13 protein-coding genes are annotated in these 13,109 nt (G+C 53.0%); 2 read left to right on the top strand and 11 right to left on the bottom strand.

The features are described from left to right. The first annotated feature begins 119 nt into the window (after positions 1–119). Entirely contained in the window at positions 120–1,106 is a 987-nt protein-coding gene (locus BB497_13860; GenBank protein AVI63716.1) for a LysR family transcriptional regulator, read from the top strand. Between the two features lie 150 nt (positions 1,107–1,256). Then, a complete protein-coding gene (locus BB497_13865; protein AVI63717.1) occupies positions 1,257–2,309 on the top strand; it encodes a lipoyl synthase in 1,053 nt (350 codons plus the stop codon). A gap of 126 nt (positions 2,310–2,435) precedes the next feature. On the opposite strand, the gene BB497_13870 is transcribed toward BB497_13865, so the two are convergent. The 11 genes from BB497_13870 to BB497_13920 form a co-directional block, all read right to left on the bottom strand. Next, positions 2,436–3,083 (bottom strand): octanoyltransferase, encoded by a 648-nt coding sequence (locus BB497_13870; protein AVI63718.1) that lies wholly within the window; start codon positions 3,081–3,083, stop codon positions 2,436–2,438. A gap of 2 nt (positions 3,084–3,085) precedes the next feature. Next, complete coding sequence (locus BB497_13875) at positions 3,086–3,397, bottom strand: hypothetical protein (protein ID AVI63719.1); 312 nt, start codon at positions 3,395–3,397, stop codon at positions 3,086–3,088. Between the two features lie 111 nt (positions 3,398–3,508). Further along, the gene (locus tag BB497_13880; GenBank protein ID AVI63720.1) at positions 3,509–4,708 is read right to left on the bottom strand and encodes a serine-type D-Ala-D-Ala carboxypeptidase; all 1,200 of its coding nucleotides are present in this window, start codon (positions 4,706–4,708) and stop codon (positions 3,509–3,511) included. Positions 4,709–4,778: 70 nt separating this feature from the next. Next, complete coding sequence (locus tag BB497_13885) at positions 4,779–5,792, bottom strand: hypothetical protein (GenBank protein AVI63721.1); 1,014 nt, start codon at positions 5,790–5,792, stop codon at positions 4,779–4,781. After that, positions 5,789–6,811 carry a lytic murein transglycosylase B gene (locus tag BB497_13890; protein ID AVI63722.1) on the bottom strand — a complete coding sequence of 341 codons (1,023 nt, stop codon included), beginning with the start codon at positions 6,809–6,811 and terminating at the stop codon, positions 5,789–5,791. The genes BB497_13885 and BB497_13890 overlap by 4 nt, the downstream gene beginning before the upstream one ends. A gap of 39 nt (positions 6,812–6,850) precedes the next feature. Then, complete coding sequence (locus BB497_13895; GenBank protein AVI63723.1) at positions 6,851–8,014, bottom strand: rod shape-determining protein RodA; 1,164 nt, start codon at positions 8,012–8,014, stop codon at positions 6,851–6,853. Next, positions 8,014–9,921: a penicillin-binding protein 2 gene (locus tag BB497_13900; GenBank protein AVI63724.1), complete on the bottom strand. Its 1,908-nt coding sequence runs from the start codon at positions 9,919–9,921 to the stop codon at positions 8,014–8,016. The genes BB497_13895 and BB497_13900 overlap by 1 nt, the downstream gene beginning before the upstream one ends. A gap of 71 nt (positions 9,922–9,992) precedes the next feature. Further along, entirely contained in the window at positions 9,993–10,460 is a 468-nt protein-coding gene (locus BB497_13905; protein ID AVI63725.1) for a 23S rRNA (pseudouridine(1915)-N(3))-methyltransferase RlmH, read from the bottom strand. Next, positions 10,457–10,843 carry a ribosome silencing factor gene (locus BB497_13910; GenBank protein AVI63726.1) on the bottom strand — a complete coding sequence of 129 codons (387 nt, stop codon included), beginning with the start codon at positions 10,841–10,843 and terminating at the stop codon, positions 10,457–10,459. The genes BB497_13905 and BB497_13910 overlap by 4 nt, the downstream gene beginning before the upstream one ends. A gap of 143 nt (positions 10,844–10,986) precedes the next feature. Then, on the bottom strand, positions 10,987–11,646 hold the full coding sequence (locus BB497_13915) for a nicotinate-nicotinamide nucleotide adenylyltransferase (protein AVI63727.1): 660 nt from the start codon (positions 11,644–11,646) through the stop codon (positions 10,987–10,989). Further along, positions 11,643–12,950, bottom strand: coding sequence for a glutamate-5-semialdehyde dehydrogenase (locus BB497_13920; protein ID AVI63728.1), 1,308 nt, complete (start codon positions 12,948–12,950; stop codon positions 11,643–11,645). Before BB497_13920 ends, BB497_13915 begins: the two co-directional genes overlap by 4 nt. Between the last annotated feature and the right edge of the window lie 159 nt (positions 12,951–13,109).

The raw sequence follows: 13,109 nt of genomic DNA on the forward strand, positions 1-13,109 counted from the left end.
TCCTACTGCGCCATTTACGGCTACAGCACATTACTACCAGTGCACAATAATAGAGCTACAGAGCAACTTATAGTTACAGCGTTCACTATCGCTGGAGGGTATTACCGAGAGGTTGTTTTATGTCGTCCCCTACGCTGCTAAACCGCCTGACCTTTCGTCAACTTCAAGTATTTCAGGAAGTGCATCGCCAGCGCTCTTATTCCCGCGCGGCAGAACAGCTCGGGCTTACCCAACCCGCTGTCAGCGCCCAAATCCGCCAGCTTGAGCAAGCCGTAGGCCAACCGCTATTTAAATATGCGGGCAAAACTCTCCATGTACTGCCCGCAGCAGACACGTTGGCGCTCTCTACCCGAGAGATCATTGGTCAACTTTCTCGGCTTCAGATGAACCTCTCGGACATTAACGGCAAAATTAGCGGCGAACTTAATATCGCGGCCGTTTCATCCGCCCAATATGTAGTGCCTTACCTGCTTGCTCGTTTTCGTGCGCGCTATCCAGACGTTCGAATACGCTTGAAAGTGTGCAATCGCAGCCAAGCGCTTGAAAGACTAGCGCAGCAGAAAGACGACGTAGTGATTATGGCAATGGTGCCGGACGACGACGGCTTGGTCGTTATGCCTATTTTAGATAACGAATTAATCGCCGTCGTATGGCCTCAACACCCGCTACTAAACGCCCCTGCGCCCTCTCTAGCTGATTTTGCCCGCCATTACCTCTTAATGCGCGAACCCGGCTCAGGAGTGCGCAATGCCTTTGAACAGCTGGCAGCCAACCAAGAAGTGGGCCTTCCTCATCGCATTGAATTAGGAACCAACGAGGCGATCAAGCAGGGCGTCATGGCGCACTTGGGCATTGCGGTACTCCCTCGCTTAGCAGTACAACTAGAGCTTGAGCAGGGGCTACTTGCATCGCTGACATTACCCAACTTTCCTATCCGCCGCTCTTGGTGCGCCGTTCACCGACGTGACCATTTTCCCACGCCGGTTGCGGAGCTTTTTTTACGCTTTACCCGGGAGCATCTAGACGAGTATCGGCGCTACTTTCAAACGCCCTCCAGCCCATTACCCAGTCACGGTGTTTCTTGTCTGCCTATGCTGCCTGTTTAGGCAGCCCACGCAACGTACTCAGAGTGTCTTGTTCTCTATGAGATATGTTACATTACCCTACTACCTACGTATGATTTAGCGTACTCAGGGCTTGGTCAGTTTTAACGCGGAGTGATGCTGGCCTGCCGCACAGTCGAGAGGCTCTTTTCTATGAGCAATAACCCCTCACAACGTGTGCCCAGCGGTGAAAAATTCCGCAATGAACACGGCATGACGGTGATCAAAGACGGCATGAAGCAGCGCAAAGCGCAGGCGGATGCCCCTTCTCTTGAGCGAAAGCCTAAGTGGTTACGCGCTCAGATTCCTGGTGGTGAACGGTTTGAAGCGGTTAAGAAAAATGTCGCTACTCACCGCCTTAGCACCGTGTGCGCCGAATCGCATTGCCCCAATATGGGTGAATGCTGGAGCAACGGTACCGCGACTATTATGCTGATGGGCTCCGTATGTACCCGCGCATGCCGTTTTTGTGCAGTAGATACTGGCAACCCTAAAGGTTGGCTGGACACCGAAGAGCCTGAAAACACAGCCAAGTCTGTTGAACTAATGGGGCTTCGCTATATCGTGCTTACCTCCGTCGATCGCGACGATTTAGACGACGGTGGCGCGACACATTATGCCAACTGTATTCGCGCTATTAAGGCGCGTACGCCAGAGGTTGTTGTTGAAGCGCTAACCCCCGATTTTGATGGTCAAAAAGACGCTATTGAACGGGTAGTGGATTCCGGGCTGGAGGTGTTTGCTCAGAATGTTGAAACGGTAGAACGCTTAACCCAAAAGGTACGGGACCCACGCGCTGGCTATCGCAAAACACTCGACGCTTTGGCGCATGCCAAGAAGTATCGTCCCGATGTCATCACTAAAACCAGCTTAATGTTAGGACTCGGCGAAACTGACGAAGAGATCTTACAGACTTTCGACGACCTACGTGAGATTGGCGTTGATATCGTAACTCTTGGCCAATACCTGCGCCCAACCAAAAACCACCTTGCTGTAGAGCGCTGGGTAACCCCAGAAGAGTTCGACCGCTACCGCGTGCAGGGGCTAGAAAAAGGCTTTATGGAAGTCCCCTCAGGGCCCTTGGTGCGCTCTAGCTATCGTGCTGACCGCGTGTTTGAGAAAAACAATCTTGGTCTTGCGTCACCTGCAGCCGTGCCAGGCCAAGAAACGGATACCAGCCGTATTCCTGCTTTGAACGTAGGGTAACACGCCTATGCCGCTGTAAATGCATATGCTGAGGGTATGCGTAGAGGTACCCTCTCCTATTTACAGCGGCAAATTTACAGCGGCAAACCCCTAAATACATACCGTCGGTATTTTTTGGCACTACAGTTATGCGAAGGTTACTAGCTCACGCTTTAGCTCTGCGGCTAACGCAAACGCTAGCTGCTCCCCCACTACTTGATGATCAGGCTTGATTGCGACCAGATCGGCTAAACGGGTTACCGGCATGCCGGCATACCCGCAGGGATTGATACGCGCAAACGGTGATAAATCCGCATCTACATTGAGCGCCACACCGTGATAGCTTGCCCCCCGCCTAATACGTAACCCTAGCGAGGCGATTTTTGCCTCTCCTTGCGCAGTATCCACATATACGCCCGGTGCATCTGGCCTGGCGCGAGCACTAACCCCATACGTGCTGAGTACGTGAATCACTGCATTTTCAAGGGCGGTAACCAAATCACGCACACCAATCTTGTTTCGTCGAATATCTAACAGCGGATAGAGCACTACCTGACCAGGGCCGTGGTAAGTGACCTGGCCGCCACGGTCAGTTTGCACCACAGGAATATCACCCGGCATTAATAAATGCTCAGGTTTACCTGCCTGCCCTTGGGTAAAAACAGGGTCATGCTCGACGAGCCAAAACTGATCGGGAGTTGCTTCGCCTCGCGTATCAGTCAGCGCACGCATTGATTCCCACACGGGCAAGTACGCGCTGCGGCCAAGAAGGTGAAGCTCAATGGGGGCGTTCATTGCTATACCACCATGTGCACGCGGCCAGTGGCTTTTAAAGCGTCAAACAACTGACTAAGCTGTTGTTCGCCCGTTGCCTTAATCACAATGCGCACCGACTGAAAACGACCGTTGCGACTATCCACCACCTGAATGAGACTTTCATCAAAACCAGGCGCGTGCCTATGGATTACTTGGCACACACAGGCTGCAAAGTCTTCAGCAGCGTCGCCCACCACTTTCAGCGAGTAATCACAAGGAAAGGTAATTTTAGGAGTTGGGGGCGCGGCAGGCTGCCGCAAGTCGCGAAGCCCTTTTTTTGCATCCTTTTTCATAAGCTGCCTTCAATTACCAAATAAGAGAACGAGTCACTAGGAGCCAAGCCCATAAGCCGCGCCCCTAGCCCTCTAGTGAAAGTACCGTTAACGAGTGAAAAGCGTACGGCATTAGCCGGTGAAGTTGCTGACCAAGCCGCTGAAAAAGCGCCTTACCTGATCAAACAATCGCTTAAACAACCCACCCTCTTCAACATTTTCAAGGGCAACCAGTTGACGCTCACCAACCATATCCTCGCCAAGATACACTTCTAAGGTACCTACTTCATCGCCTACAGCAACGGGCGCTTGCAGGTCTTGCTTAAGATTAAGGCGCGCGCGAAGCTCTTCATTGCGATTGCGCGGTAGCGTCATGAATACTTCTTCGTTAACTCCAACCCGTAGTTCGTTCATTTCGCCACCCCACACCCGCGGCGTCGCAAGAACAGCGCCTCGTTCATAGAGCTTCATGGTTTCATAGAAGCGAAAGCCGTAGCTGAGCAGTTTCTGCGTCTCTTGAGCGCGCGCCTCCTCAGAACTTGTACCCATCACAACAGATATTAGACGCATATCATCACGCTTGGCTGAGGCTACCAAGCCGTAACCAGCCTCAGTTGTCCAGCCGGTTTTCAAGCCATCAACCGTGGGGTCGCGCCAAAGCAGCCGGTTGCGATTAGGTTGGTCGATGCCGCTAAAGGAGAAAGTGCGCTGGGAGTAAATCGCATAGTGCTCAGGGTAATCATTGATGATGTATTGAGAAAGCAGCGCCATATCACGAGCGGTTGAGTAGTGATTGTCACCCGGCAGCCCGGTGGCATTTTGAAAGTTTGTATTATTCATGCCTAAACGCGTGGCATGCTGGTTCATTAAATCCGCAAAGGGTGCTTCCCCCCCAGCCAAGTGCTCGGCAATAGCGACACTGGCATCGTTGCCTGAAACAATAACTATGCCATGCAACAGATCATCGACTGAGACACGATCGCCCACTTCAATAAACATTTTGGAGCCGCCGGTGCGCCATGCCCTTTCGCTGATGTTAACCATATCGGTGAGGCTAATGGTGCCGCGATCCAACTCACGCTCGACTAGGTAAGCCGTCATCAGCTTAGTGAGACTCGCCGGGGGCAAACGCTCATCAGAGTTATGCTCAGCAAGCACACGCCCGCTATGAGCATCCATCAGTATCCACGAGCTTGCCGCAAGCTGTGGCGCAGCTGGAATAATTGTCTGCGGCTGAGGAACGGGCTGGGCCGAGGCAGGTAACGCTACCACCGTCATTGCTGCAAACAAGCAGAGCTGGGCTGAACGACGAAACGACATTACTATATTCATTACTAACTTCTCACTTACATAGAGAATGGACGTGATGAGACACGCCATTAAGGATAAATAAAAGGGCGACTTATCTCACGACAAACACTTGCGGGAAACCTGCGTGGCGCAATGCCTCTCGGGCTTGTGTCTCTTGGGCAGGCATTACTGGCCCGACCTGCACACGGTGAACGTCTGCATCACTCATTACGCGTACTGAATGTGCAAGCTCACCCTGCAGACGCCGCTGCAGCTGCTCGGCACCTTCGGCAGTTCCCAGCGCGGCAATTTGCAGATACACCGCAGCACCCGCTTCTTGACCACTAGCCGCTTGTGCTTGAGAGGCAGCTTGTTGCTGGGGCGCTGCTGCTGTAGATGCTAAAGCACCTGAAGCGGTAGCAGATTGAGCGGTTGTCGGTTTTGGTTCTGATGCACTGCCACCTCTGCCCCGCTCCGCAAGCCATTGCGCTGGGTCAAGCGCTTCGACGCGAACCGGTCCTGTTCCATTTTCTAAAAACCCTAAACGTGCCGCCGCCGCGTAAGAAAGATCAATTTCACGGTCACTATGGAAAGGCCCACGATCATTCACCCGCACAATCACTGACTCACCATTATCTAAACTGGTAACGCGGGCAAAGGTTGGCAACGGCAAAGAACGGTGGGCAGCCGTCATTTTATACATGTCGTAAATTTCACCGTTAGACGTGGCGTAACCATGAAATTTTTCGCCGTACCAGGAGGCCGTGCCCTGCCGCGCATACCCTTTAGAATCAGGCAATACACGGTAGGTTTCACCCCACACCTCATAGGTAGGGCGATTTCCCGCGCGCGATAAAGGTTCAATGCGCGGCTCGGCATCCGGCACTTTGCTTACATCCGGTGGCTCAAGCGGATAAGCATCACCTGACATCGCGTAGCGACCACCGCTAGTACCAGCACCGCTGGAACCGCTCGTTGCAACAGTGCTACTCGATGTGGAAGCACTCGAAGGCCGATCCGTATCACCACTGGTTCGCTGGGTTTCTTGACTAGCGCAGCCACTCATTAGGGCCACGATAGTGACAGCACCAGCCACGCCCCGGACATCTGTCAACACTGTTTTCATCCTTGGTCCTCTACCTGCCGCCCAATGGCTTCAGATAACTCTGCCACCGCCATTGCATAGAGATGGCTATGGTTGTATCGGGTAATGACATAGAAATTGTACTCACCCAACCGGTAGCGGATACTGCCGTCGGCGAACTCCAGCATCAAGGGTACGGCGGGAAGCGTTGGTTCGAGCGCCACCTCAGGCTCAATCCCTGCTTCTACTACATCCGCCACGGTAACTGCGGGCGAACGCGTTTGATTAAAGCTTAGTGTCTCTGGCGGTGACGTGGGCCCACTCGCTTCGTGATAAATAGTGCCGTCACGTTGCCAACCATGCACCGCGAAATAATTGGCCACGCTGCCAATCGCATCGACAGGATTTTCCCATAGGTCACGAATACCGTCGTCGTCGAAATCAACGGCATAGGCTTGGTAACTAGTAGGGATAAATTGCGGATAGCCCATGGCTCCCGCATAGGAGCCATATAGCGCTGTGGGTTCAACACCCTGCTCATGAGCAATCTGTAAGAATGCAGCCAGCTCACCGCGGAAAAAATCGCCACGCACCGGGTGATGAAATGCCAACGTTGCCAGCGAATCGAGTACCCGGTGGCGACCTTTATGGCGCCCATAGTAGGTTTCCACGCCAATAATAGCGGTAACAACCTCACGGGGAACCCCATATATCTCTTCAGCACGGGCGAGCGTATCCGCATGTTCCTGGATAAAAGCAGCGCCTTCTTCGATTCGCTGATCGGTCATGAATATTTCCCGATACTCATGCCAGCTTAAGCGGCGCTCAGCCGCACCCTCCATAGCATCCAGCACGCCCTGGCTATAATTGGCTTGGTTAAATGTTTCGATCAGCCAAGCTTCTGGCAACCCTTCGGCTACCAGTTCATCGACCAATTGCTGGGTACGCTCATGGTGCTGCGGGTCAAAATGCGCCTGCTCCTCAGCCCATACGGCAGGAATTGAGCATGCCATTACGACAGCCATCAAATAACTACCTGCGTTTTTTCGGGCCCTGTTCATTAACTCACCACTCCTGTGAAAACCATATCGCTTAGACCATCAGCGCGGTAACAAACGACGATGCGCATGAATCGACATGAGAATACCGAACCCCGCCAATAAGGTCACGCTTGAGGTGCCGCCGTAACTCACTAAAGGTAGCGGCACACCAACCACCGGCAGAATGCCGCTGACCATACCGACATTAACAAAAACATAAATGAAAAACGTCAGAATAATACTGCCCGCCACCAGCCGCCCGAAAGTATCCTGGGAAGACGTGGCTAACCACATCCCGCGCCCCACAATCATGACATAAAGCGCCAGTAGCAATAACATTCCGACAAGACCAAACTCTTCGCCCAATACAGCAATAATGAAATCCGTATGGCGTTCAGGGAGAAACTCAAGCTGGGATTGAGTACCATCCAACCAGCCTTTGCCCCACAAACCACCACTGCCAATTGCCGTGGTAGATTGGATAATATTCCAACCCGCGCCCAAGGGGTCGCTTTCCGGGTCTAGAAACGTCAGCACCCGCTGGCGCTGATAGTTATGCATATTCATCCACAGCAGCGGCAACCCTGCGGCCACTAGTGCTCCAACAAAGCCGATAAGCCGCCAGGAAAGGCCTGCCAACAGCACTACAATGACTGCCGCACTCGTCATGAGTAACGAGGTGCCTAAATCTGGCTGAATAGCCGTCAGCACAACAGGCACACCAATGATTAAGCCACACACCGCAATATCACGAAGACGGGGCGGCAACGGGCAGCGGTTCAGGTAAGCCGCCACCATCAACGGTACGGCTAGCTTCATCATCTCAGAGGGTTGAAAGCGAAGAACACCAGGAATGACCAGCCACCGTTTAGCCCCCATCCCCACATCTCCAACGAGCTCTACCGCAATGAGCATGACAAGCCCAACACCATAAGCAAAAGGAGCCCAGCGCAGGAAAGTAGAGGGAGAGAATTGCGCAATAATGACCATGCCGACCAGCGCAACGCCAAAACGAATGGCTTGGGCGACGACTGCTTCGATACGCTGACCAGAAGCACTGTAGAGAACAAACAGACCCGCCACCATAAGCACCAGCAGCATGCCTATTAACCAAGGGTCGAGATGAATACGCTCCCAGATGCTTTTACGTCGCGCAATACCACTACTTGGAGGCCGCACGGGGTAGCTACGAAAAGAGCGGGAGAGTGTATGCCAAGCCGCCATTAATTACCCTCCACGCCAACAGTGTCTTCTTCTAACGCATCACGCACTTCATCTACCTCTGGCGCACGCTCTTTTAGAAGCCAAGCATCGGTCATCGCGCGAGCCAAATGCGCTGCATGGGTACTTCCCCCTCCAGCGTTTTCAACAATGACAGATACCGCAATTTGTGGATTTTCAAGGGGCGCAAAGGCCATAAAAAGCGCGTGATCTCGCAGGCGCTCTTCTAACTCTTCTGCGTTATAGCGTTGATCCTGCCCCAGCGAAAAGACCTGAGCAGTCCCCGACTTACCCCCCATACGATACTCAAGCCCCACCCCAGTGCGACGGGCGGTGCCCTCACTACCGGTAAGTACTTTTTCCATACCGCTAAAGATGCGACCCCACCAGCCTTCATTATCAAGCTCAATATCCGGCAAGGTATCAGGGAGGTCACGAGGAACCGGTTGATTACCCACTTCTAGCGCAAGGCGCGGCTTCACCCAATGGCCTCGATTCGCTAAGGCAGCCGTTGCGCTGGCTAGCTGTAGGGGAGTCACCTGCCAATACCCTTGACCAATACCCACCGAGAGCGTTTCACCCGGATACCAAGGCTGATTAAAACGACCACGCTTCCAATCCCGAGAGGGCATCAGTCCAGTGCTTTCACCTTGCACATCGTGGGCTACCCGCTGGCCAAAGCCAAAGTTGCTCATCTGCTCATGTAGCTTGTCGATACCCAGGTCGTGCGCCAGCGAATAGTAGTAAGTGTTGTTGGAAACAGCTATCGAGCGCTCCATATCAACCCGGCCATGGCCCCAACGCAGCCAGTTGCGGTAGCGCCGAGTATCATTGGGTAATTGGTAAAACCCTGGATCGTTGATTGTGCTATCAGGGGTAATTGCCCCCTCGACTAAGCCCGCTAATGCAAGGAACGGCTTAATGGTGGAGCCGGGCGGATAGTGCCCGCGGATAGCACGATTAAATAGCGGTAAATCGATATTCTCCTGGAGCGCCCTATACGAGGCAACATCGATACCGGTCACAAACTGGTTACTGTCAAAGCCAGGCGTTGAAACCATCGCCAAAATCTCCCCAGTATCCGGCATAACCGCCACAATGGACCCACGACGGCCATCCATCAGCTCATAGGCCAACATCTGTAACGATTTATCCAGTGTAAGGGTCAGGTTTTCTCCGGGAACGGGGTCGGTTCGCCCTAGCTCTCTTAACACACGACCACGTGCATTAGTCTCTACTTTACGTAGTCCTGCCTGGCCGTGTAACTGGTCTTCATAAAACCGTTCTACGCCGGTTTTGCCAATAAAGTGCGTGCCCGCATAACGGCCGGTATCCAGGGTTTGCATCTCTTCAGCGTTAATGCGCCCCACATACCCCAGGGCATGCGCCATCACCTCGGCATCGGGATAGTAGCGCAGTAACTGAGCTTCCACTTCCACACCGGGCAATCGATGACGATTTACCGCAAGGCGGGCAATTTGGTTTTCGCTTAAGTCGCTCATCAATAGCGCAGGCTGGAACGGACGCTGGCGCTGACGTGAGCGAACATTAAAAGCGTCGATATCCTCTTCGGGTAACTCTAGAAGATCCACCAGCAGCGCCAGCGTGTCATCCAAATTATCGACACGCTCACGAACTAGGGTAAGGTTGTAGGTGGGGCGATTTTCAGCAAGTAGGGTTCCGTTACGGTCATAGATAAGCCCTCGGTTGGGCGGTAACGGCTCAACACGCACACGGTTTTTTTCTGAGCGAGTGCTATAAAGGTCATGCTGGGTAATCTGCAAATAAGCGAGGCGACCAGTCAGTAAGCTGGTCAATACAATAACTACCAAAACGGCAAGCAGCGCCCTGACACGGAAAATACGCAGCTCTTGCTCGGAGTTTTTTAGCGTATCAAGGCGCTGTGGCATGGCAAAAGATGACTCTCAAATCTAACAAATGACGCAACAATAGCCATGGAAATGACTCTGTTTTAGCACGCCTAGCGATGATAAGGATGACCGACTAACAGGGTCCACGCACGGTATAACTGCTCTGCAAGCATAATACGTACTAGCGGGTGCGGCAGCGTGAGAGAAGAGAGCGACCAAGCCTTATCAGCCAACGCCGAAAGGGAAGGTTCTAAACCATCAGGGCCACCAACGAGAAGCACAATATCACGCCCCATCATGCGCCAAGCATCGGCTTCTTGGGCAAGCTGCTCGGTACTCCATGTCTTGCCTTTGACCTCTAATGCCACGATATATTCATCACCACGCAGCTTGTCACGAATACGCTGGGCTTCTTGAGCACGGGCTTTGGCAATATCAGCATTTTTGCCCCGTTGGCCCAGAGGGATCTCTTCAATTTCTAAATTAAAATCTCTTGGCAACCGTTTGCGGTAGGTTTCAACGCCCTCTTCCACCCATCCGGGCATCTTCGTCCCCACCGCTAACAGCCGTATTCTCATGACATAGTGACCCGCTCTTCTATGCGTTTCAATGACTCACCAATCCCGCCAGCATCGTTGGGCAAGTCTGCCCATAGACGTTCAAGGTCGTACAGTGCGCGTGCATCGGGAAGCATGATATGGACAACGATGTCACCCAAATCAACAAGCACCCAATCAGCATTATCGCCACCTTCTACACCACGGGGCTTAAGACCGGCGGCTTTGGCTTTTTCTACCACGTTCTGCGCCAGCGCGGAGACATGACGTGTAGAGGTTCCGCTAGCAATCACCATTAAATCGGTGACTTCGGTTAGCTTGGAAACATCTAGCTGGGTAATATCGCGTGCTTTTAGCTCTTCTAGCGCGTCAATCGCTAGGCTTTTAAGTGTATCGATGTGCATGGCTCCTGAAGGCAACCCCTTGTGAAGGTAAGACTAATTAGTAGAACGGGTAAAAAAACGGCAATCAACACTGCTTCGAAGCTAATATCAATCAGCCGTCTTTTAGCGGGCCATTGTAACGGCTTCTTTCATGACTGCCAGCGCTATTCGTACGTTTGATAAAGCCCCTGCTGTAAAATGCTTCTTTCCACTGCTTCCGGAAGCAGATAACGCACACTCTCACCTGCCTTTAGGCGCTCTCTTACATAAGTAGCAGAGATCGCCATCATTGAGGGAAGTGTGAGCGATAGCATTGAACCACAAGGGCGCTGCATGAGCGCCGGTATACTATCGACTTCTCGATTACCAACCAGTTCCTTCAGCGCTGGAGGCCAGGGTGTTTGATAGCCAGGCCGAGCTATTACCACAAGGTGCGCTAAAGTGAATATTTCGTCCACCTTGTGCCATTTTGTCAGCCGTAAAAACGCATCAAAGCCAATAATCATGGTTAGCGGCACCTCACTACCGTACTCACTGCGCAACTCTGCCAACGTATCAACGCTGTAGGAAGGGCCTTCCCGGCGCAGCTCACGCCCATCAGCAATAATGCCCGGCGTATCGGCTATACCCATTTTGAGCAGTTCAAAACGTTGGTCGGGCGAGACCTGCGGGGCGTCTCGCAAGGGCGGCTTGGGCGCTGGAATCATGTGTAGCCGATCTAGCCCCAGCGCTTCACGAACCTCAACCGCGCTGCGCAAATGGCCCAAATGTACCGGGTCAAAGGTTCCGCCCAGCATGCCTACCTTTAACAGCGCATGACTCATTGCCGAACCTGACCATCTCCAAACACGATGTACTTCTGTGTTGTCAGCCCCTGTAGCCCGACGGGACCTCTGGCATGCAGTTTGTCGGTGGATATGCCAATTTCTGCCCCGAGCCCGTACTCAAAGCCGTCTGCAAAGCGGGTGGAGGCATTAACAATCACCGAGCTGGAATCCACTTCTGCCATAAAGCGGCGGGCAAGGGAGTAATCCTGGGTAACAATGGCATCGGTATGGTGTGACCCGTACTTCTCTATGTGCTCAATCGCTTCATCCATACCATCAACGACCTTAATGGCCAACACGGGGGCCAAGTACTCTGCATGCCAGTCTTCTTCTGTTGCTTCAACGGCCTGCGGCAACAATGCCTGGGTGCGCTTACAGCCTCGTAGCTCCACGTCATGCTGTGCATAGGCACGGGCCAACTCTGGCAGCACAAGATCGGCGATCGGCGCATCCACCAACAGAGTCTCCATAGTGTTGCAGGTTCCATAGCGGTGGGTTTTAGCGTTAACCGCAATGGCTAATACTTTGGCTGGATCTGCCGTTGTATCGATATACACATGACAAACGCCATCAAGGTGCTTGATGACGGGCACCTTCGCTTCGCGGGAAATACGCTCAATTAATGACTTGCCGCCTCGCGGAATAATCACATCAACATACTCAGGCATGCTGATCATCGTGCCTACCGCAGCGCGATCAGTGGTTGCCACTACCTGGACAGCACCCGAGGGCAAGCCGACATCAGCCAAGCCTTGCTGAATGCAGCTGCTAATGGCAGCGTTTGAGGCGCTGGCTTCTGACCCCCCGCGCAATAAGCAGGCATTACCGGATTTTAAACAAAGGCTTGCAGCTTCAAGGGTGACATTGGGGCGCGACTCATAAATGATGCCGATAACCCCCAGCGGCACGCGCATTTTGCCCACTTGAATACCACTTGGGCGGTAGTTCATCTCGTCGATTTCGCCCACCGGATCGGGTAGTCCAGCCACCTGGCGCAACCCTTCAATCATGGCATCTACTCGGCTATCGGAGAGCGCTAAGCGATCCAGTAGCGCACTGTCTAAACCATTTTGTTGACCGCGCTGCATATCGAGTGCATTAGCTTCTAAAATCATCGCTCTAGAAGCGGCCAAGCGGGCCGCCATCGCCTCAAGTGCACGATTTTTTAGTCCCGTATCCGCGCGGCGCAGTTCAACGGCCGCTGCACGGGCACCCTGCCCGAGCGCCTGCATATAAGCGGGCACATCCCCAGCAGCCAAGTGGCGTTGGGCTTCATCCTGGAACGTGTTAGAACCGCTCATATCGTCTCCCTGGTTAGTGGCGTAGCGTGTGAGGTGGTTGTAGGTAAATGTGATGTGTAAAAGCTATATAGAAGCTATGGTGACCATGGTACTGAATGCTTAACAGTATGTTACGCCATTTGGGCGTTATACTGGGGTATTAGATGCCTCATCTCGACA

The organism is Halomonas sp. GFAJ-1 (assembly GCA_002966495.1).
Taxonomy (GTDB): Bacteria; Pseudomonadota; Gammaproteobacteria; order Pseudomonadales; family Halomonadaceae; genus Vreelandella.